This is a genomic window from Roseococcus sp. GW821-FHT12F05 (genome assembly GCF_058806835.1).
The window spans coordinates 490,459-510,328 of sequence record NZ_JBXAQB010000001.1 but is presented as its reverse complement, the minus strand read 5'-3'; the positions used below and the strand labels follow the sequence as shown (position 1 = coordinate 510,328).

General features: G+C 71.4%; 16 protein-coding genes. 11 read left to right on the top strand and 5 right to left on the bottom strand.

Annotated elements, in window-relative coordinates; translation table 11 throughout:
- The first annotated feature begins 246 nt into the window (after positions 1-246).
- The 4 genes from AC1ROY_RS02585 to AC1ROY_RS02570 all read left to right on the top strand — a co-directional run bounded on the left by AC1ROY_RS02585 (position 247) and on the right by AC1ROY_RS02570 (position 4,079).
- Positions 247-837: a NeuD/PglB/VioB family sugar acetyltransferase gene (locus AC1ROY_RS02585; protein WP_493146862.1), complete on the top strand. Its 591-nt coding sequence runs from the start codon at positions 247-249 to the stop codon at positions 835-837.
- Positions 838-1,020: 183 nt separating this feature from the next.
- Positions 1,021-2,409 (top strand): S41 family peptidase, encoded by a 1,389-nt coding sequence (locus AC1ROY_RS02580; protein ID WP_493146860.1) that lies wholly within the window; start codon positions 1,021-1,023, stop codon positions 2,407-2,409.
- A 12-nt stretch (positions 2,410-2,421) separates the two neighbouring features.
- A complete protein-coding gene (locus tag AC1ROY_RS02575) occupies positions 2,422-3,600 on the top strand; it encodes a divergent polysaccharide deacetylase family protein (protein WP_493146858.1) in 1,179 nt (392 codons plus the stop codon).
- Positions 3,597-4,079, top strand: coding sequence for an RNA pyrophosphohydrolase (locus AC1ROY_RS02570; protein ID WP_493146856.1), 483 nt, complete (start codon positions 3,597-3,599; stop codon positions 4,077-4,079). The genes AC1ROY_RS02575 and AC1ROY_RS02570 overlap by 4 nt, the downstream gene beginning before the upstream one ends.
- Before the next feature lie 163 nt (positions 4,080-4,242).
- On the opposite strand, the gene AC1ROY_RS02565 is transcribed toward AC1ROY_RS02570, so the two are convergent.
- The gene (locus AC1ROY_RS02565) at positions 4,243-4,575 is read right to left on the bottom strand and encodes a hypothetical protein (protein ID WP_493146854.1); all 333 of its coding nucleotides are present in this window, start codon (positions 4,573-4,575) and stop codon (positions 4,243-4,245) included.
- An 85-nt stretch (positions 4,576-4,660) separates the two neighbouring features.
- Here AC1ROY_RS02565 and AC1ROY_RS02560 point away from each other — a divergent pair, with 85 nt between their 5' ends.
- Together AC1ROY_RS02560 and AC1ROY_RS02555 are read left to right on the top strand one after the other, a co-directional pair.
- Positions 4,661-5,506 carry an AAA family ATPase gene (locus AC1ROY_RS02560; protein ID WP_493146850.1) on the top strand — a complete coding sequence of 282 codons (846 nt, stop codon included), beginning with the start codon at positions 4,661-4,663 and terminating at the stop codon, positions 5,504-5,506.
- 4 nt (positions 5,507-5,510) lie between these two features.
- A complete protein-coding gene (locus AC1ROY_RS02555; RefSeq protein ID WP_493146848.1) occupies positions 5,511-6,698 on the top strand; it encodes a vWA domain-containing protein in 1,188 nt (395 codons plus the stop codon).
- Between the two features lie 48 nt (positions 6,699-6,746).
- Here AC1ROY_RS02555 and AC1ROY_RS02550 read toward each other — a convergent pair whose 3' ends face one another.
- The 3 genes from AC1ROY_RS02550 to AC1ROY_RS02540 are packed head-to-tail and all read right to left on the bottom strand — an operon-like array spanning position 6,747 to position 9,668.
- Complete coding sequence (locus AC1ROY_RS02550; protein WP_493146847.1) at positions 6,747-7,574, bottom strand: alpha/beta fold hydrolase; 828 nt, start codon at positions 7,572-7,574, stop codon at positions 6,747-6,749.
- Positions 7,574-8,518: a Bug family tripartite tricarboxylate transporter substrate binding protein gene (locus AC1ROY_RS02545; protein ID WP_493146845.1), complete on the bottom strand. Its 945-nt coding sequence runs from the start codon at positions 8,516-8,518 to the stop codon at positions 7,574-7,576. The genes AC1ROY_RS02550 and AC1ROY_RS02545 overlap by 1 nt, the downstream gene beginning before the upstream one ends.
- A 16-nt stretch (positions 8,519-8,534) precedes the next feature.
- Positions 8,535-9,668 (bottom strand): zinc-dependent alcohol dehydrogenase family protein, encoded by a 1,134-nt coding sequence (locus AC1ROY_RS02540; protein WP_493146841.1) that lies wholly within the window; start codon positions 9,666-9,668, stop codon positions 8,535-8,537.
- A gap of 80 nt (positions 9,669-9,748) precedes the next feature.
- On the opposite strand from AC1ROY_RS02540, the gene AC1ROY_RS02535 reads away from it, so the two are divergent.
- Positions 9,749-10,534, top strand: coding sequence for an N-acyl homoserine lactonase family protein (locus AC1ROY_RS02535; protein ID WP_493146839.1), 786 nt, complete (start codon positions 9,749-9,751; stop codon positions 10,532-10,534).
- Positions 10,535-10,558: 24 nt separating this feature from the next.
- On the opposite strand, the gene AC1ROY_RS02530 is transcribed toward AC1ROY_RS02535, so the two are convergent.
- On the bottom strand, positions 10,559-11,395 hold the full coding sequence (locus AC1ROY_RS02530) for a fumarylacetoacetate hydrolase family protein (RefSeq protein ID WP_493146837.1): 837 nt from the start codon (positions 11,393-11,395) through the stop codon (positions 10,559-10,561).
- Between the two features lie 195 nt (positions 11,396-11,590).
- Between AC1ROY_RS02530 and AC1ROY_RS02525 the strand changes: the two genes are divergently transcribed.
- The 4 genes from AC1ROY_RS02525 (at position 11,591) to bcsA (ending at position 19,868) form a co-directional block, all read left to right on the top strand.
- Entirely contained in the window at positions 11,591-12,643 is a 1,053-nt protein-coding gene (locus tag AC1ROY_RS02525; RefSeq protein WP_493146835.1) for a family 8 glycosyl hydrolase, read from the top strand.
- A 1,158-nt stretch (positions 12,644-13,801) separates the two neighbouring features.
- The gene (locus tag AC1ROY_RS02520; protein ID WP_493146833.1) at positions 13,802-14,323 is read left to right on the top strand and encodes a hypothetical protein; all 522 of its coding nucleotides are present in this window, start codon (positions 13,802-13,804) and stop codon (positions 14,321-14,323) included.
- A 14-nt stretch (positions 14,324-14,337) separates the two neighbouring features.
- A complete protein-coding gene (locus tag AC1ROY_RS02515) occupies positions 14,338-15,138 on the top strand; it encodes a cellulose synthase operon protein YhjQ/BcsQ (protein ID WP_493146832.1) in 801 nt (266 codons plus the stop codon).
- On the top strand, positions 15,135-19,868 hold the full coding sequence (gene bcsA / locus AC1ROY_RS02510; RefSeq protein WP_493146830.1) for a UDP-forming cellulose synthase catalytic subunit: 4,734 nt from the start codon (positions 15,135-15,137) through the stop codon (positions 19,866-19,868). The genes AC1ROY_RS02515 and bcsA overlap by 4 nt, the downstream gene beginning before the upstream one ends.
- Positions 19,869-19,870 lie beyond the last annotated feature (2 nt).

The window sequence follows — 19,870 nt, the reverse complement described above, 5'->3', positions numbered from 1 at the left end:
GCACCTAACGCCGTCGGCCGAGGCCGCGAAGGCGGCGCAGCGAAGCCAGGCGACTGTCTTGGGGGATCGGCGCGCCTTCCGAGTGTCCGGCCGCACGGCGGCCAGCGCCGCCCCACCGACTGCGCAGTCTGGTGCTTCCGTGGCGCGGCGAAGCCAAGCCGCCGGGTTGGGGCTGCTTGCCCCGACCGACCGGCGTTTGAGGGCGCAAAATATCACGCCAGCAGGCCGCCGAAGGCGGCTGTTGGCATGAGGGTCCTGATCCTCGGCGCCGGCGGGCACGGGCGCGCCGTCTGCGAGGCGGCGCGGGATGCCGGCTTCGAAGTGGCCGGCTTTCTCGACGGCCGGGCGCCGCTGCCGGCGGTGCTGGGCCTGCCGGTGCTGGGCACCGAGGCGGACCATGACGGCGGGCCGCTGCTGATCGCGCTCGGCGACAACGCGGCCCGGCTGGCGGCCGCCGGGCGGCTGGAGGCGGTGCTGCCGATCCTCCTGCACCCCTCCGTGGTCCGTGCCCGCAGCGCCGAGCTCGCCGAGGGGGCCGTGGTGATGCCCCGGGCCGTGCTGGGCGCCCAGGCGCGGATCGGCCGGCTGGCCCTGGTCAATACCGGCGCCATCGTCGAGCACGACGTGGAGCTGGGCGAGGGCGCCCATGTCGCCCCGGGCGCGGTGCTCTGCGGCGGGGTGCGGATCGGAGCGCGGGCTCTGGTGGGGGCCGGGGCCGTGGTCGCGCCCAATGTCCAGGTGGGCGAGGGGGCGGTGATCGGGGCCGGATCTTCCGTGATTGGGAACGTGGACGCCTTTTCACGCGTCGCCGGCGTCCCGGCCCGAATCCTGTTGTGACAAATGTTTGCAGCTTCTCGGCACCGATCGTTTCGGTGCCTATGTTCCGGGCTGTAGATGAAGGGTTAAGCTTTTCCTGACCCAATGGTGTAGCATGGCGGGATGCGCCGATGGCCAGTCGGCATCCCGCATGGCCCAGCCAGCGGGAAAGGCGTATGGAACCGTAGGAATGAGGCTGCCTGCATGAAGCTCAAGGTCGGGACCACCGCTGCCGTCGCAGGCGCCTTCGCGGCCGGCATCATCATCGGTCCCCAGGTCGCCGCCTGGGCGCAGGCGGATGGCGGGCGCGCGGAGACCTATCGGCTCCTGCAGCTCTTCGGCGACGTCTTCGCCCGCGTCCGCGCCGAATATGTCGAGCCCGTGCAGGACCGCGACCTGGTCGAGAATGCGGTGAACGGCATGCTGACCGGCCTCGACCCGCACAGCGCCTATCTCAACCCGCGCAACTTCCGCGACATGCAGGTGCAGACTCGCGGCGAGTTCGGCGGCCTCGGCATCGAGGTGACGCAGGAGAACGGCTACATCCGCGTGATCTCGCCGATCGACGAGACGCCCGCCGCCCGCGCCGGCGTGAAGCCCGGCGACTTCATCACCATGCTGAACGGCACCAGCACCCAGGGCCTGACCCTGCAGGAGGCCGTGGAGCAGATGCGCGGCGAGCGCGGCACCGCGATCCGCCTCACCATCCGCCGCGAGGGCGAGCAGCGCCCCATCGAGCTCTCCATCACGCGCGACGTCATCCGCCCGCAGGTGGTCCGCTACCGGCTGGAGGGGAACGACGTGGCCTATATCCGCGTCACCTCCTTCAACGAGCAGACCGACACGAACCTGCGCCGCGCCATGACGGCGATGCGCCAGCAGGCCGGCAACAACCTCAAGGGCGTCGTCCTCGACCTGCGCAACAACCCCGGCGGCCTGCTCGACCAGGCGGTCCAGGTGGCCGACGACCTGCTGGAGCAGGGCGAGATCGTCTCCACCCGCGCCCGCCGGCCCGAGGATGCGCAGCGCTGGAACGCCCGCTCCGGCGACATCACCGGCGGCCTGCCGATCGTGGTGCTGGTGAACGGCGGCAGCGCCTCGGCCAGCGAGATCGTGGCCGGCGCCCTGCAGGACCATCGCCGCGCGGTGGTCATCGGCACGCGCAGCTTCGGCAAGGGCTCGGTGCAGACGGTGATGCCGCTGGGCGGCAACAACGGCGCCATCCGGCTGACGACGGCGCGCTACTACACGCCCTCCGGCCGTTCCATCCAGTCCACCGGCATCGAGCCGGACATCGAGGTGCGGCCGACCCGGCAGGATCCGCAGACCGCCGCGGCGACGCCCCCGTCGCGCGAGCGCGAGGCCGACCTGCGCCGCGCGCTGCGGGCCGAGGGGACGGAGGCGCAGAACGGCGCCGTGCCGCTGCCCCCGCTGAACCTGCCGGCCGCCATCACGGAGCGCGTCCAGCGCCAGCCGCCCGAAGGCTTCCCGACGCTCGACCCGACCAAGCCCGAGACGGACTTCCAGCTCCAGCAGGGCGTCGCGCTCATCCGCGCCATGGCCGCGCAGCCGCAGCGCCGGGCGCAGCGCTGACCTCGTGATGCCGTGACCGACGACACTTCGCGCGGAAGTCACGGCTGGCGCTGGCTGGGTCTCTTCTGGGTCCTGGTGATCCTCGTCTTCGCCGGCGGCGCGCTGCGGCTTGCCGCGCTGGGGCCGCCGGAACGTCCGCGGGTCGCTGCGGCCGCCGTCGCCGACGAGCCGCCGGCCCCGGTCGAGGCCGCGCCCGCCATCGCCTGGAGCGCCCTGCAGACGCGGCTGCCCTCCGGACTGCAGCGCTATGTCGACCCGAACCTCATCGAGGGCAGCGCCGCGGGCATCCTGCCGAAGATCGGGCCGGACGGGCTGATGCCGCTGCGCGCCTATGCCCGGGACTTCAACCGCGATGAGACACGGCCGCGCGTGGCGCTGATCCTGGGCGGGATCGGCCTGTCCAGCGCGCTGTCCGAGCAGGCGATCGAGACCCTGCCGCCGACCGTGGCGCTCGCCTTCAGCCCCTATGCCGCGCGGCCGGCGCCGCTGATCGAGCGCGCGCGCGGGCGCGGCTTCGAGACGCTGCTCGCCATCCCCCTGGAGCCCGCGGGCTTCCCGATGAACGATCCCGGCAACCGCGCGCTGCTGACCGGCCTCTCCTGGACGGAGAATGCGCAGCGGCTGGACTGGCTGCTGGCGCTTTATCCGGGCCATGTCGGCGCTGTCGGCGGGATCGGCGCCATGCGCGGCGAGCGCTTCGCGGCGCTGGCCGAGCCCTTCTCGCGCCTGCAGATCGCGCTGGCCGACCGCGGGCTGCTGTATTTCGATCCGCGGCCCGGCGCCGGCGACCCGCAGCGCGCCTGGGGCCGGGGGGTGGACGTGGTGGTGGACGATCCCGCCACGCGCAGCGAGATCGACGCGCGTCTGGCGCAGCTGGAGCGCGTGGCGCGGACGCGGGGCGCGGCGCTCGGCTATCTCGGCGAGGTCACGCCCGTCGCGCTGGAGCGGATCTCGGCCTGGGCCGCGGGGATCGAGATGCGCAGCGTCGTCCTCGCGCCGGTGACGGCGGTGATGCGTCGCCCGCAGGGCGCGGAGGGAACCCGCCCGCAGGGCGCGGAGGGAACTCGCCCGCAGGGCGCGGAGGGGCCTCGCCCGCAGGGCGCGGAGGGAACTCGCCCGCAGGGCGCGGAGGGAATTCGGCCGCAGGATGCTGCACGCGCCGTGAATCGCGCGGAGACCGCCTCTCGATGACACTGCCCTACCGGCCGAATGTCGGCGCCGTCCTCTTCAACGCGGAGGGGCTGATCCTCGTCGCCCGCCGCGCCGACATGCCCAACGCCGAGGGCGCGCCCGGCGGCTGGCAGCTGCCCCAGGGCGGGGTGGATGAAGGCGAGGACCTCCGGGTGGCCGTGCTGCGCGAGATGGAGGAGGAGATCGGCACCGCGAAGGCGGAGATCATCGCCGAGCACCCGGACTGGCTGAACTACGACCTGCCGCCGGAGCTGCTCGGCAAGGCGCTGGGCGGGAAGTATCGCGGGCAGACGCAGAAGTGGTTCGCGCTGCGCTTCACGGGGACGGATGCCGACATCCGGCTGGACCTGGATCCGCACCCGGAATTCGATGCCTGGCGCTGGGCAAGGCTGTCGGAGCTGCCGGAGATGGCGGTGGCGTTCAAGCGCGAGATCTATGAGCGTCTGGCCAAGGATTTCGCGGAGTTTGCCAAGGCTTAGCCGGTCCTAACGGGACAAGGCTCACCCACCGCGAAATCCGGACGCACGGCGGCCGGCGCCGCCCACTCCTCCTCCCGGCCTGGTGCTTCAGTCGCGCGGCGAAGCCAGGCGGCCAGAGGCCGCGCCCGGTGTCTGATGGCAATTAACCGGCGTCTGAGGGCAATTAAAACGCATCGAAGAAGAGCTTGCTCGCCATCCCGAGCCCCAGCAGCGCCAGCCCCATCGAGGCGGCCGGCCACCAGGTCCGCACGCCGTAGCCCACCACCAGCGCATTGGCCGCCAGCGACCCCACGATCGCCACCACCGGCTGCAGCCAGTCCAGCTTCCAGAAGCCGAAGACGATCAGCGCCAGCCACATGCCGAAGGAGAACATCCCGAGGAGCCGGAAGGCACGGTCCGCGGGCGGATATTCCGGCCGCAGACCCGGCGTGCTGCACCGGTTCTCGATCATCCCGGCCACGCCGAGGAACAGCATCGCGAGGAAATAGAGGTTCATCCGGAGGCTTGTGCCCGACCGCGCCGCACTTGCGAAGGCCGCCCGCTCGGGCGAACACTTCCGGGATCGCCCGAAAGGACCCCGCGTGAAGAAATTTGCCAGCACCGAACGCTACATCGCCCCGCGCGAGCTGGAGGTGGCGGTCAACGCCGCCGTGGCGCTGCAGCGCCCGCTGCTGGTGAAGGGCGAGCCCGGCACGGGCAAGACGGTGCTGGCGCAGGAGATCGCCCGCAGCCTCGGCCTGCCGCTCATCGAGTGGCACATCAAGTCCACCACCAAGGCGCAGCAGGGCCTCTACGAATACGACGCGGTGAGCCGCCTGCGCGACGGCCAGCTCGGTGACGAGCGGGTGCGCGATGTCTCCAACTACATCATCCGCGGCAAGCTCTGGGAGGCCTTCACCTCCGAGACGCCGGTGGTGCTGCTGATCGACGAGATCGACAAGGCCGACATCGAGTTCCCGAACGACCTGCTGCTCGAGCTCGACCGCATGCAGTTCCACGTCTACGAGACGCGGGAGACGATCGTCGCGCAGCAGCGCCCGATCGTCATCATCACCTCGAACAACGAGAAGGAACTGCCGGACGCCTTCCTGCGCCGCTGCTTCTTCCACTTCATCCGCTTCCCCGACCGGGAGACGATGGAGCGCATCCTGCAGAGCCATTATCCGGACCTGCGCGCCGACCTGGCGCGCGAGGCGCTGAACGTCTTCTTCCAGATCCGCGAGGTCGGCGAGCTGAAGAAGAAGCCCGCGACCTCGGAGCTGCTGGACTGGCTGAAGCTGCTGATGATCGAGGACCTGCCGGCCGAGGCGCTGCGGACGAACGACGCGAAGGTCGCGATACCCCCGCTCTACGGCGCGCTGCTGAAGAACGAGCAGGACGTGCATCTCTTCGAGCGGCTGGCCTTCCTGAACCGCGCGCGGAGGTAATCCGATGTTCGCGCCTTTCATCCTGGAGCTGCGGCGGGCGGGGCTGCCGGCCTCGATCACCGAATGGCTCATGCTGATGGGCGCGATGAAGGAGGGCGTGGCCGATTACGACCTCGACGACTTCTACTACCTGGCCCGCGCCACGCTGGTGAAGGACGAGCGCCACCTCGACCGCTTCGACCAGGCCTTCGGGCATTTCTTCAAGGGCCTCGAAGCCGAGACGACGGTGACGGGCGAGGTCATCGAGCGCGAGCTGCCTGCGGAATGGCTGAAGAAGCTGGCCGAGCGCCTCTTCACCGAGGAGGAGCGCGCGAAGATCGAGGCGCTGGGCGGCTTCGACAAGCTGATGGAGACGCTGAAGCAGCGCCTCGCCGAGCAGAAGGGCCGCCACCAGGGCGGCAACCGCTGGATCGGCACCAACGGCACCTCGCCCTTCGGCGCGGAGGGGTTCAATCCCGAAGGCGTGCGCATCGGCCAGGAGCGCGGGGGCAATCGCCGCGCCGTGAAGGTCTGGGACAAGCGCGAGTTCCGCGACCTCGACGATGACGCAGCGCTCAGCTCGCGCGCGATGAAGCTGGCGCTGCGCCGCCTGCGCCGCTTCGCGCGGCAGGGCGAGGCGAACGAGCTCGACGTCGCCGGCACGATCGGCGCGACGGCGCGCAATGCCGGCACGCTCGACATCAAGATGCAGGCCGAGCGGCGCAATGCGGTGAAGGTGCTGCTGCTGCTCGACATCGGCGGCAGCATGGACGACCACATCCGCGCCTCGGAGGAGCTGTTCTCCGCCGCGAAGTCGGAGTTCAAGCACCTCGTCCACCTCTACTTCCACAACTGCCCCTATGAGCGCTTCTGGAAGTCCAACCGCCGCCGGCACGAGCAGCAGATCCCGACTTGGGAGGTGCTGCGGACCTATGGCCCCGACTGGCGCGTGGTCTTCGTCGGCGATGCGTCCATGTCGCCCTACGAGGTGGTGGAGCCCGGCGGCAGCGTGGAGCACTGGAACGAGGAGTCCGGGAAGGTCTGGATGAAGCGCATCACCGGCCATTTCCGCCGCGTCGCCTGGCTGAACCCCACGCCGCAGAAGCATTGGGGCTACACGGCGACGATCGGGCTGCTCCAGGACGCGGTCGAGGGCCGGATGTTCCCGATGACGCTGGATGGGCTCGACGGGCTGGCGAAGGCGCTGCGCTGAAGCGTGATGACCGGAGGCGCGAAGGCGCCGCAGGTCTGAATCACGCGCTCAAGCCAGGCTTGCCCGCGCCACGAGGCCACGCAGCGCCGCCACGATCTCGCGGGGCCTCTCCAGCGGAGTCAGGTGCCGCGCGCCTTGCAGCACCTCCAGCGTCGCGCCCGGAATCGCCGCGGCGATGGCCTCGGCCATGGCGGGCGGCGTGGCGCCGTCCTCCTCGCCCACCAGAACCGCTGACGGCGCCGTGATGCCTGAGATCGCCGCGCGCAGGTCGAGCGAGCCGAGCATCCCGCAGGCGGCCGCATAGGGCTCGATGCCCGTGCGGAGAAAAATCGCCTCCTGCGCCGCCTGCACCTCCGGATGCGCCGCGCGGAAGGCGTCGCTCAGCCAGCGCGCGCGTTGGAACTCGAGCAGCGCTGCCATACCGTCCTTCTGCGCCACGCCGGCGCGGCGCGCCCAGTCCGCCGGCGCGGTCGGGCCGTACCAGGCGGTGGTGTCCACCGCGAGGAGGCCGGCGGTGCGCGCGGGGTGCCCGGCCGCGAAGGCCAGCGCCACGCTGCCGCCCATCGAGGCCCCGGCGACCAGGCAGCGGTCCCACCCCGCATGGTCCAGCACGGATGCGAGGTCATCGGCCATCATCGCCGCCGTGAAGGGGCCTGTGCCGCCGGAGGCGCCATGCCCGCGGCAGTCGAGCGCCAGCATCTCGAAGCTGCCTCCCGCCTCCGCCACCACGGGACCCCAGAAGTTGCGGTCGAGGGCGAGCGAATGGATCAGCGCCACGCGCGGTGCGCCTGCCGCGCCCGGCGCGATCGCGTAGGCGATCGGGCAGCCATCCGGTGCCTGGGCGGTCCGGGCCTCGCCGAAGCTTGGCACCGCCATCACTCCACCGCCGCGCCGGAGAGCTGCACCATCTCCCGCCAGCGCGACGCCTCCGTCCGCATGAAGGCGCCCAGCGCCTCGGAGTCGAGCGTCCGGGCTGCGAAGCCCTGCGCGTTCAGCGTCGCGACCACGGCCGGGTCGGTGGCCGTGGCGATCAGGGCTTCGGAGAGCGCCGCCACCAGCGCCGGCGGCGTGCGCGCGGGGGCCAGCACGCCGTACCAGCTGTTCACCGCGAATCCCGGCAGGAGCTCGCCCACGGTCGGCGTGTCGGGGATCTGCGGCATGCGGCGCTCGCCCGCCACGGCCAGCGCCACCAGCTGCCCGCCCTGGATGAAGGGGATGATGGCCGGCAGGGGATTGGAAGCGAGGTCGATCTGCCCGCCCATCAGGTCGGTCAGGGCGGGCGCGCCGCCGCGGTAGGGGATGTGCTGGAACTCCACGCCCGTCATGCGGCCGAGCAGCGCGCCGGCGATATGTCCCGGCGAGCCGTTGCCCGCGGTGCCGAAGGTGTAGCCGCGCCGATCGCGCTTCCCGGCCTCAATGAGCGCCGCGAGGGATGGGCTGCCGGTGCGCGCCGCGATCACGACGGGCGAGTCGGCCACCATGGCAACAGGCAAAAAATCCCGCAGCGGGTCCCAGGGCAGGGTGCGGTACAGCGCCGCATTGCTCAGCACGCCGTCGCCCCAGAGCAGCACGGTGTTGCCGTCCGGGGCGGCGCGCGCCACCGCCTCGGCGCCCAGATTGCCGCCGGCGCCGCCGCGATTCTCGATCACGATGCTGCGCCGCAGCCGCGCGGCGAGCGGCACCTGGATCAGCCGTGCCACGACGTCGTAGCTGCCGCCGGGCGGGAAGGGGACGACGATGCGCAGGGGCGCCTCCTGCGCCTGCAGCGGTCCGGCGGCGAGGCTGGAGGCGAGGCCCGTGAGCAGAAGGCGGCGCTGCATGGCGTGGTTCTCCGATTCAGGCGTTCGGCCGCAGGATCTGCCGCAGCACCGTGCCGTCCGACAGCCGGTCGAAGCCCAGGTTGATCTCGTCCAGCGACACGAAGCCGCTCTTGAGCTTGTCGACGGGCAGCTTCCCGCGCCGGTAGAGCGCCAGCAGCATCGGCAGGTCGCGCTGGGGCACGCAGCTGCCCATGTAGCTGCCGCGGATGCTGCGCTCCTCGCTGACGAGCGCCGCGTGCAGGTAGGAGAACTTGGCGGAGACATTCGGCAGTCCCGCGCTGATGGTGCTGCCGCCGCGCGCCGTGATGGCATAGGCCAGCTCCAGCGCGGGGATGCTGCCGGCGGTCTCGATCACGGTGTCCACGCCACCCGCGGTCGCGTCGCGCACGGCCGCTGCGCAGTCGCTGTTGCCGGCGAGGAAGGTGTCCGTGGCGCCCCACTCTTTCGCGAGCTCCAGCTTCGCCGCGCTGGTGTCCACCGCGACGATGCGCGAGGCGCCGGCGGCGACGGCCGCCATCAGCGCGTTCATCCCGACGCCGCCGAGTCCGACCACGGCGATCTCCTCGCCGGGACGAAGCCGCGCCGTGTTGAGCACGGCGCCCGCGCCGGTCATGACGGCACAGCCGAAGATCGCCGCGTCCTCGAGCGGGATGTCCTTGTCGATCTTCACCAGGCTGTCGCGCATCACCACTGCGAATTGCGCGAAGAGCGACAGCCCGGAATTGTGGTTGATGGCCTCGCCGTTCAGCCGCTTGAGCCGCTTCGCGCCGGACATCAGCGTGCCTTTGGCCCGCGTGTCGAAGGAGGCGGCGCAGATGTTCGGCCGGCCGCGCACGCAGTAGCGGCACTCGCCGCAGCTCGTCACGAAGAGCGCGATGACGTGATCGCCCTCGGCGAGGCCCGTGACGCCCGCGCCGAGCGCGCGGACGATGCCCGCGCCCTCATGGCCGATGATGATGGGCAGCGGGCGCGGCCGCTGGTTCTCGACGGTTGAGAGGTCGGAATGGCAGAGGCCGGCCGCGGCGATCTCGATCAGCACCTCGCCGGGGCCGGGCGCTTCGAGCTCCACCTCCTCGATCTGCATGGGCTTCGTCTCGGCATAGGGGCGCGGCATCCCCTGGGCGTGCAGAACGGCGGCCTTCATGCGCATGCGGTGTGTTCCTCCTGGTCCGCGGGCAGGCTGGACGCGCGGGCGGAGCCTGTCCAGCATGCGGGGCAAGGAGAATGACGATGACCTGGGACCTCTACGCCATCCGCTACGCCACCAATCCGCGGCGCAAGGCGCGCGACAACTTCGTCGCGGCACCGGCCGATCCGCATGACGGGCCGATGCCCATGGACTTCTTCGTGTGGGCGGCGGTGAAGGACGGCCGCGCGGTCCTGATCGACAGCGGCGCCGACAAGGCGCTGTGCGAGGCCCGCGGCAACGATTTTCTCCGGTGCCCGACGGAAGGCCTCAAGGCGATCGGCGTGGAGGCCGCGAACATCGAATCCGTGATCAGCACACACCTGCACTGGGACCATGCCGGCAATTTCGGGAAATTTCCCCGCGCCCGTTTCCACGCCCAGGCCTGCGAGATCGCGCATGCGACCGGCCCCTGCATGTGCAGGCCCTTCCTGAAGCGGACCTACGACGTCGAGCAGGTGGTGGACTTCGTCCGCCTCGTGCATGGCGACCGCGTGACCTTCCACGAAAGCGAGGGCGTGGTGGCCGACGGCATCACGGTACGGCATGTCGGCGGGCACGCGCCGGGGCTGCAGGTGGTGCGGGTGCACACGAAGCGCGGCTGGGTCGTCGTGGCCTCGGACGCGATGCACTACTACGCGAACGGCGAGACCGGGAATCCCTTCTCGGTGATCGTGGACGCGAAGGACTATCTCAACGCCATCGCCCTGCTGCCGAGCCTCGGCGAGAGCAAGGACCATGTCGTCGCGGGGCATGATCCGAAGGTGCGGGCGATGTATCCCGAGGCGGCACCGGACGTGTACCGCCTCGACGTCATGCCGGCGGGCTGAGCCAGCCCGCCGCGAGAAAGCTGATCAGCCCACCGGGTTGGTCAGCTCGCCGATCCCCTCGACGGCGATCTTCACCACGTCGCCGGTCTTGAGCACCTGCGGCGGGGTCATGGCGTAGCCGACGCCCTCGGGCGTGCCGGTCATGATCACGTCGCCGGGCAGGAGGGTGAAGCCCTTCGAGAGGTGGTGGATGATGTCCTTCACGTCGAAGATCATCTTGCTGGTCCGGCTGGACTGCCGCTGCTCGCCATTGATCCAGAGCTGGATGGCGATGTCGGAGGCGTCCAGGTCCTCGGCCGGGATGATCCAGGGGCCGAGCGGGCAGGAGCCGTCCAGCGACTTGCCCTTGAACCACTGGCCGTAGCGGCGCTGCAGGTCGCGGCCGGTGACGTCGTTGGCGATGGTCCAGCCGAAGACATGGCTGAGCGCATCCTCCTTCTCGATGTTCGCGCCGGGCTTGCCGATGATCAGGGTGAGCTCGGCCTCGTAGTCAAGCCACTGGGTCACGCCCGTCGCGCCGTGGTCCGGGATGGTGTCGCCGGGAGCGATGACGCTCTCGGGGGCCTTGGTGAAGAATTGGGGAAACTTCGGCAGCTCGCTGCTGGTGATGCCGCGGGTGCGGTCGCCCTCGGCGACGTGGTCCATGTAGTTGCGGCCGACGCAGAAGATGTTGCGCGCGGGGCGGGGCAGGGGGGCGAGCAGCTTCGTCGAGGCCAGGGCCACCTTCGCGCCGGCCGGCGGATTTGCAACCTTGGCGCGTATTGCGGCCACGGCTGACGACCCTTCGGTGATCACGGCGGCGAGATCGGGGTAGGGAAGGCCGGCCGCCTGGAGATCCAGGATCTCGGAATCTCCGAGCATGGCGCCTGGGCGCGGGCCAGAAGCACTTGAAAATGTTACGAGCTTCAGGGTCATCATAGGTTCCTCCGGATGGGCGGTCCTAAGGGGAGGGCCTGCCCGGGGAAATGACAAGCCCTCCTCCGAACGCAATCAAAATTTGTATATTTGTCGCATTCATGGTACAAGACGCCAATCCGGCTGAAGGGATTCACCCATATGTTGCGCCGCCATGTGACGCTCCTGGCCCTTCCGACCCTCGTTTTGGCGACCTCGGGCGCTCGCGCCCAGTCGGCGGAGGATGTGCAACGGCTCGAATGGGTCGCCTTCCGTGACCGTTTCATGGCGCGCGAGGGCCGCATCGTGGACAGCGGAAACCACAACGTCTCGCACACGGAAGGGCAGGGCTGGGGCATGCTCGCCGCCGTCCGCGCCGACGACCGCGCGAGCTTCGACCGCCTGCGCGGCTGGACGATGCGGGTCCTGAAGCGGCCCGGCGACGAGCTCTTCTCCTGGCGTTTCCAGCCCCGCGCCGCCCGCCCGGTGGAGGATCCCAACAACGCCACCGATGGTGACCTTTTCATTGCCTGGGCGCTGCTCGAGGCGGGCGAGCGCTGGGGCCGGCGCGAATACACGCTGCAGGGCCGGGCGATGGCGCGGGACATCCTGCGGCTGCTGGTGGGCCAGGCGGGGCCCTACACCTTGCTTCTCCCCGGAATTCAGGGCTTCCGGCGGGAGGATCACGTGGTCGTGAACCCCTCCTACTATGCCTTTCCGGCGATCCGCGCGCTGGCGGCCGCGGTGCCCGACCCGGCCTGGCTCAGCGTCGCCGCCGATAGCGTGGCGCTGCTCCGCCAGGGGCGCTTCGGCCGCTGGGGCCTGCCGCCCGACTGGCTGCTGGTCCGCCGCGCCGACGGCCAGCTCGGCCTCCCGGCCGACTGGCCGCCCCGCTTCTCCTACGATGCGGTGCGCGTGCCGCTCTACATGGCCTGGGTGGGCCTCGGGGCCGAGCCCGGCCTGACGGGCCCGGCCGAATTCTGGAGCGATCCGGCGCATCGGCACCTGCCGGCCTGGGCCGACCTCACGACCAACAGCATCTCGCCCTATGCGGCCTCCCCCGGCATCGCGGACGTGGCCCGGCTGGCGGCGGCACATCGCTCCGGAGGCGAAACCGGGCTCGCGCCGCGGGCGGCCTCCGCCATCCCGGACTATTATTCCGCCGCTCTGAGCCTGCTCTCTGTGCTGGCTGCCCGGGACTCGGGCATGGCTTGACGACAACACCCTTTCAGGAAAGCTTCCCACGTCGAAAAAATGGTTTGCGGGAATGCACTTTGTAGGCATTCTCCGGCCCGATCCTGATCGAGGTGCTGGCTGTCGATGGCGAAGGAACCGGACGTGGCGCGTGTCGCTGCGGCGTTTAACGCGCCTGGGCTCAAATATCGCAGCTTCGGCAACATGCCCGTGCGGAACGACGTCCCGCGCAGCGAAGCCGCGTCTCAGGATCCTGAGACCGTTCTCCGCGAGCTCCGTTCCGCTTCCGCCGCCGGCCGGCTGGCCGAGACCGAAGCCGCGGCTGCCCTCCTGCAGGCCGAGCTGACCCCACCCGAGGCCGAGGCGCCGACCGTCACCATCCCTCCGGCCCCCGAGGCGCGGCCGGTGATCGAGTTGACGCCGACCCCTGTCGTCGTCGCGCCGCCTCCGCCCATCGTCGTGCCACCCGCTCCTGTCGTCGTCGCGCCGCCTCCGCCCATCGTCGCGCCGCCCGCCCCCGTTGTCGTGGCGCCGCCGCCGCCGGTCATTGCCCCGCCTCCGCCGCTCCCGATGGCGTCTCCCGCCCCGGCCATCGTGGCTCCGCCGGTCCAGCCGGTGGTGGTCGTCGCGCCTCCGCCGCCGCTTCCCATCGCCATGCCCATCCCCGTGGCGCCTCCGCCTGCCGTTGCTGCGTCTCCGCGGCCGGCTCCGCCCATCCCCGTGCTGCCCGCCGCGCCGCGGGCCGTCGCGCCGCCCCCTCCTCCGCTGCCGACGCCGCCGCGGGCTGCGCCCGCGCCGCTGCCGGTGTCGCGCGCGGCACCCCCGCCGCCTCCCCCGCCGGCGCCGCCCCGTGCTGCCAGGCCGCCTCGCCCCGTGCCTGTTGCGCCCGCCCCCGTGTCGCCCCCGGCGACCCCTTTGGCGGCGATGCCCGCCCCGATGCCGGTGGCGCCGCCTCCCGCGCCTCCCGTCGCGGCCGCGCCGCCCCGCCCGCTTCAGGCCCCGCCGGCCCCTCCGCCGCCGATGGTCGCCGCACCTCCTCCTCCGGCGCCGCCGGTTGCGGTCGCGCCTCCGCCACCTCCGCCTCGGTCGGTTGCCGCCGCCGCGCCGCCGCCCGCCCCTCCGCCGGCGCCTCCGATCGTCGCGGTTGCGCCGCCTCCGCCCCCGCCGGCGGCACCTGTGATGCAGGCGCCCCCGCCTGCCCTGGTGCCCTTGCCGCCGGCCGCGCCCGTGCCGGAGCCGGTGCCGGAGCCCGCGATCGACTGGGCCGCGCTCGCCTCGGCCGCGCGCCCGGCCCCGCCGGTCATCCGCGAGGCCGAGATCGCCGCCTTCGCCATGCCGGAGCCCGCCTCCGCCGCGGAGCCCCCCGCGCCCGATTTCAGCCTGCTGGACTCCATCGGCCTGATCCCGGAGCCGCCCCCCGCGCCGCCGCCGCCCATGCCGGGCGGGACGCTCGCGCGGCTGCGCAGCCAGATCGCCGGTTCCGCCGAGCAGCCCCTGCCCAGCCCAGCCTATCAATCCGGCCCGACAGGGCTGTCTTCCACCCCTCCGCCCGGCGCCTCCGCCGGCGAGGGCATCGTGCCTGCGTCCGCCGTGACAGTTTCCCTAGGTGAGGTTATGCGTCTGATAGCTGCGGGTAACCCGCCCGCAGCGTCCCCCGTCGATACGTTCCGCGCCGCGCTGCGGTCGTCATCGCCCTTCTAGACGCCGGAGGCACCATGCCCCTCATCTGCTTCGCTTCCCCCAAGGGCGGTGTTGGGAAGACCACCCTGGCCGCCAATGTCGCCGATGCGATGCGGCGGCAGGGGCGGCGGGTCATGGTCATGGACTTCGACCCGCAGAACACGCTTCGGCTGCATTTCGGCGTGCCCCTGACGGATGGGTCAGGCTTCATGACCGAACTGCCCAAGCGTCCCGACTGGCGGGAGCTGGTGCGCCAGACCTCCTCCGGCGTGATGCTGCTCCCGCACGGTTCGATCGACATCCGCGGCGCGCTCGGCCTCTTCCACTCGCTCGAGCGCGACCCGGAGCTGCTGGCGGCGCCGATGCGGGCCATCCTCTCCGACCCGAGCCTGCTGGTGATCGCCGACACGCCCCCCGGCGCGTCGCACTCTCTCAATATACTTGCACCCATGTCGGCCATGGTCGTCGCCGTGCTGCTGGCCGACGCGACCAGCGCCGCCCTGGTGCCCGACATCGACAACGGCCGCTTCCTCGGTGCCGGCACCATGGCGGCGCTCTTCGCGGGACGGCTGCGCGTCGTGCTGAACGGCGTCGATCCCAACGCCCGCCTGTCGCGCGCCGCGGCCGAGACCGTCGCGCGCCACCTGGGCCCGCGCCTGCTGGGCGCCATCTGCCGCGAGGAGATCGTGGCGGAGGCACTGGCCGCGCAGCGCCTCGTGCTCGACATCGCACCGAACAGCCAGGCCGCCGAGGACCTCCGCGAGATCTCGCGGGGGATCGAGGCCGCGCTTCCCTCGGTGCCTGAACCGTTCAGTGCGAATTGGGGTGCTAGATGAGCGAAGTTGCTGCCCGGAAGGAGCGCCTCGCGCGTCTCCCGCTCATGCGGAACAAGTGGTTCGGCTGGTTCGTCACGATCGTCGGCCTGATCGCCGCCGCAGCCGTCATCACCGTTCCCATGCAGCCCGAGCGGCAGGTCATCTTTGCGATCGGCGGGTTCATCTTCTTCCTGATCTTCAACCGCTTCGAGGGGCGCACGGTCACGCTGCTGCTCGCCCTGCTCTCCATCGTCATCTCGCTGCGCTACATCTTCTGGCGCATGACGGAGACGCTGGACTTCAGCACCTTCCTGCAGACCTTCCTCGGCACCGGCCTGCTGCTCGCCGAGGTCTACGCCATCATCGCGCTCGTGCTGGCCTATTTCCAGACGCTCTGGCCGCTCGACCGCAAGCCCGCGCCCATGCCCGCCAATTCCGACGAATGGCCGGTGATCGACGTCTTCATCCCCTCCTACAACGAGCCGCTGGACGTGGTGCGGCCGACCGTCTTCGCCGCGCTCGCGCTCGACTGGCCGTCCGACAAGCTGAACGTCTACCTGCTCGACGACGGCCGCCGCGAGGACTTCCGCCGCTTCGCCGCCGAGGCCGGCTGCGGCTACATCATCCGCCCCGACAACCGCGGCGCCAAGGCCGGCAACATCAACCACGCGCTCAGCCAGACGACGGGCGAGTTCGTCGTCGTCTTCGACTGCGACCACGTGACGACGCGCGGCTTCCTGCAGCTCACCGTGGGCTGGATGCTGCGCGACAAGGGCCTGGCGATGGTGCAGACGCCGCACTACTTCTACTCGCCCGATCCCTTCGAGCGGAACCTCGCCGCCGGCCAGCGCGTGCCGAACGAAGGGCTGCTCTTCTACGGCCTGATCCAGCAGGGCAACGACTTCTGGGGCGCCACCTTCTTCTGCGGCTCCTGCGCGGTCATGCGGCGCGCGGCGCTGGAGGCCGTGGGCGGCGTGCCGACGCAGACCGTCACCGAGGACTGCCACTGCTCGCTGCGCATGCAGAAGCTCGGCTGGCGCACCGCCTATCTGCGCGTGCCGCTGGCCGCCGGGCTGGCGACCGAGCGGCTGATGCTGCACATCGGCCAGCGCATGCGATGGGCGCGCGGCATGATCCAGATCATGCGCATCGAGAACCCGCTGACCTCGCACGGCCTGAACCTCGCCCAGCGCCTTTGCTACTTCATGGCGATGTTCCACTTCCTGTTCCCGCTGCCGCGCTTCGTGTTCCTGACCGCGCCGCTGGCCTTCCTCATCTTCGGCGAAAGCATCATCGCGGCCTCGCCGCTGGCCATCGTCGCCTATGCGGGGCCGCACATCGTCCACTCGATCGTGACCAACTCCCGCATCCAGAAGCGCGTGCGCCACTCCTTCTGGTCGGAGATCTACGAGACGGTGCTCACCGTGTACCTGCTGCCGGTGACGCTCGCGACGCTGCTCGATCCCAAGCGCGGCCGCTTCAACGTGACCGACAAGGGCGGCACGCTGGAGGAAGGCTACTTCGACCTTCGCGCCGTGGGCCCGAACATGTTCCTCGCCGGCGCCCTCATCTTCGGCCTGCTGCTGGGCATCTACGGCCTCGCGATCAATCCCCCGGCGAGCCTGGAGTTCCAGGCCTATGCGCTCAACGTCGTCTGGGCGACCTTCTGCCTCATCACCGTGCTGGCCGGCCTCGCCGTCGGCCGTGAGCGCCGCCAGGTGCGCGAGCGCGCGCGCGTCGCGGCCGAGGTGCGCTCGGCGGTGATCCTGGGCGACGGGCGTCGCGTCGAAGGCATCTCCGAGGACCTTTCGCTCGGCGGCGCCGCGCTGCGCATGGAGGCGCCCGAGGATCTCGGCGAGGACCAGCTGGTGATGGTGGAGCTCGATGCCGGATCGCAGCTGGTGACCGTGCCGGCCGAGGTGCTGCGGTGGCAGGGCGGCCGCGTGAACCTGCGCTTCCTGCCGCAGGACATCCACGACGAGGGCAACATCGTGATCGCCACCCTCGGGCGCGCCGACGCCTGGGTCGATTGGGACAACATCCGCGCCGACCGTCCCCTGCGCTCGCTGAAGGAAGTCCTTGTGTCGATTGGTGGCCTTTTCTCCGGTGGCTCGCAGTTCAGCTTCCGCCGCCGTGCGCGGCGGCCCTCCGACCTGCCGGACCTGCCGCCGGCGACGGCGGCGCAGAGCGCGGCCCAGCGCGCGGGCATCGCCCGCAGCGCCGGCGTGCCGGCCGCGGTCGGCGCGGCGCTGCTGCTCTTCCTCACGGGCACCGCCCTGGGCCAGACCCGCATGCCAGGCTCCGCGCTGAACGCCCCGGGCGGCGCGGCCCCGACGGCGCCGATCCTCTCCCCGGCCCCCGGCACGCCCCCGGCCCCGCCGAGCTTCGGCGCCACGCCCACGCAGCTCGCGCCCCCGACGCTCTCGCCGTCGCCGACCCTGCCGCCCATCCTGGCACCTGCCCCGCAGCCGCTCTCGCCCGCGCCGCTCACGCCGGTCCAGGCACCCAACCCGCTCGCCCCGCCGGTGCTCAGCCCCGGGCCGCTGAGTCCTGCGCCCCTGAGCCCTGCACCGGTCGAGGCCAATCCCCTGATGCAGGCGGAAGGGCAGGAGGCGCCGGGCACCCGCACCGAGACGCGCACGCTCCGCCAGCTCGGCCTGCGCGGGCCCATGCAGCTGCGCGGCGTGTCGGACCTCCAGGGCATCCTCTTCGGCGTGCGCGGCGACGAGGTGGTGACCTCGGCCCGGCTGATCCTGCAGGGCGCGACCTCGCCCGCGCTCATCCCCGAGCTGAGCCAGATCGCCTTCACGCTGAACGAGCAGTTCATCGGCACGGTCCAGCCGGACCGCGCGCGGCCGGCCTTCGGCCCGCTGGAATTCCCGATCAACCCCTTCTTCTTCGCCGACGTGAACCGGCTGAACTTCCGCTTCACCGGCCGCTACGCGATCGAGTGCAACGACCCGCTCTCCGGCCTGCTCTGGAGCACGATCTCCGACAACTCGACCATCTCGCTGCGGCTGGAGCGCCTGCCGGTGACGCGCGACCTCGCGCGCCTGCCCGAGCCCTTCTTCGATCCGCGCCTGCTGCGCGAGCCGCTGGTGCTGCCGATCGTCCTGCCGGATACGCCGAGCAACGACGCGCTGCGCTCGGCCGCCATCGTCACCTCCTGGTTCGCGGTGCAGGCCGACTATCGCGGCGCGAGCTTCCCGGTGGCGACCGTGCTGCCGCCGCGCGGCAACGCGATCGTGGTCACGACCGGCGTGGATTCCATCCCCGGCCTCGTCCTGCCGCGGCTGGAGGGGCCGACGCTCGCCGTCGTGCAGAACCCCGCCGACCCGCTTGGCCTGCTGCTCGTCATCGCCGGCCGCAACGGCCCCGAGGCGGTGACCGCCGCGACGGCGCTCGGCGTCGGGCGCGAGGCGCTGACCGGCGAGCTCGCGACCATCACGGAGCAGAGCATCCCCCCGCGCGTGGCCTATGACGCGCCGCGCTGGGTGCGCACCGACCGGCCGCTGCGCTTCGGCGAGATCATGGATCCGTCGGAGCTGCAGGCCTTCGGCTATGTCCCCGGCCCGATCGCCGTCCCCTTCCGCACCGCGCCCGACCTCTACACGGCGCGCGAGCGCGCCATGTCCTCGCTGGTGCGCTTCCGCGCCCCGCCGGGGCCGATCATGGACGTCGCCGTCTCGCGCCTCGATGTCGCGATCAACGACATCTACCTGCGCTCGGTCCCGCTGCGCGCGGCCGACCTGACCTGGCCGCTGAGCTGGGTGCAGCGGCAGTTCGTCTCCTCCGAGGTGGACGAGGCGCAGGTCGCGCTGCCGAGCTACATGCTCTACGGCCAGAACGAGCTGCAGCTGCGCTTCGACATGCGCCCGCTGCACCGCGGCGACTGCATCGCGGTGCCGGGCGACATCCGCGCCTCGGTGGACCCGGACAGCACGATCGATCTGACCGGCGCCTACCGCTTCACCACCCTGCCGAACCTGGCCTTCTTCGTGAGCTCGGGCTTCCCCTATACGAAATTCGCCGACCTCTCGGAGACGGCGGTGGTGCTGCCCGAGCGGCCGAGCCAGCAGGAGCTGGAAGCCTTCTTCACGATGATGGGCCGCATCGCCGCGCTGGTGGGCTACCCGCCGGTGAACATGCGGGTGATCCGGCCCGGCGCGCTGCAGGAGAACGCCGACAAGGACCTGATCGTGATCGGCACGCTCGGCCGCCAGCCCGCGCTGCAGACGCTGCTGCGCGATACGGGCCCGCTGCAGGCCGAGGGCAACCGCCTCACCGTCCGGCTCAACGACGGCATGGGCGACTTCCGCAACCTCTTCGGCGGCGAGCGCCGCGGCGAGATCGAGCGCGTCTCGGCGCTGCTGGCGGCGCCCGGCGAGGCGCTCGGCGCGCTGATCGGTTTCGAGAGTCCGCTGAAGTCGGGCCGCTCGGTCGTGGCGCTGACGGGCTCCAGCCCGGCCGGCCTCGAATCCATGGTCATCGCGCTGCGCGACCCCGAGCAGGTGCCGCGCGTCCAGGGCGACCTTGCGCTGCTCTCGGGCGGCCGCGTCTCGGCCTTCCGCGTGAGCTCGACCTACCAGGTCGGCCAGCTGCCGCCTTGGCTCTGGCCGGAATTCTATCTGGGCAACAACCCCTGGTACCTGCTCGGCATCCTGTTCGTCGTGCTGATCCTGGTGCCGGCGCCGCTCTACTGGATCCTGCGCCGCCGTGCGGCCCAGCGCCTGCGGGAGCGGTCGGCGTGACG

What these genes read in the sequence shown, in the direction of transcription:
- AC1ROY_RS02585 (WP_493146862.1), top strand. Translation starts at nt 247, where the DNA reads ATGAGGGTCCTGATCCTCGGCGCCGGCGGGCACGGGCGCGCCGTCTGC.
- AC1ROY_RS02555 (WP_493146848.1), top strand. Translation starts at nt 5,511, where the DNA reads ATGTTCGCGCCTTTCATCCTGGAGCTGCGGCGGGCGGGGCTGCCGGCC.
- AC1ROY_RS02515 (WP_493146832.1), top strand. Translation starts at nt 14,338, where the DNA reads ATGCCCCTCATCTGCTTCGCTTCCCCCAAGGGCGGTGTTGGGAAGACC.
- AC1ROY_RS02520 (WP_493146833.1), top strand. Translation starts at nt 13,802, where the DNA reads ATGCAGGCGCCCCCGCCTGCCCTGGTGCCCTTGCCGCCGGCCGCGCCC.
- AC1ROY_RS02540 (WP_493146841.1), bottom strand. Translation starts at nt 9,668, where the DNA reads ATGCGCATGAAGGCCGCCGTTCTGCACGCCCAGGGGATGCCGCGCCCC.
- AC1ROY_RS02580 (WP_493146860.1), top strand. Translation starts at nt 1,021, where the DNA reads ATGAAGCTCAAGGTCGGGACCACCGCTGCCGTCGCAGGCGCCTTCGCG.
- AC1ROY_RS02530 (WP_493146837.1), bottom strand. Translation starts at nt 11,395, where the DNA reads ATGCTCGGAGATTCCGAGATCCTGGATCTCCAGGCGGCCGGCCTTCCC.
- AC1ROY_RS02565 (WP_493146854.1), bottom strand. Translation starts at nt 4,575, where the DNA reads ATGAACCTCTATTTCCTCGCGATGCTGTTCCTCGGCGTGGCCGGGATG.
- AC1ROY_RS02550 (WP_493146847.1), bottom strand. Translation starts at nt 7,574, where the DNA reads ATGGCGGTGCCAAGCTTCGGCGAGGCCCGGACCGCCCAGGCACCGGAT.
- AC1ROY_RS02545 (WP_493146845.1), bottom strand. Translation starts at nt 8,518, where the DNA reads ATGCAGCGCCGCCTTCTGCTCACGGGCCTCGCCTCCAGCCTCGCCGCC.
- AC1ROY_RS02570 (WP_493146856.1), top strand. Translation starts at nt 3,597, where the DNA reads ATGACACTGCCCTACCGGCCGAATGTCGGCGCCGTCCTCTTCAACGCG.
- AC1ROY_RS02535 (WP_493146839.1), top strand. Translation starts at nt 9,749, where the DNA reads ATGACCTGGGACCTCTACGCCATCCGCTACGCCACCAATCCGCGGCGC.
- bcsA (WP_493146830.1), top strand. Translation starts at nt 15,135, where the DNA reads ATGAGCGAAGTTGCTGCCCGGAAGGAGCGCCTCGCGCGTCTCCCGCTC.
- AC1ROY_RS02525 (WP_493146835.1), top strand. Translation starts at nt 11,591, where the DNA reads ATGTTGCGCCGCCATGTGACGCTCCTGGCCCTTCCGACCCTCGTTTTG.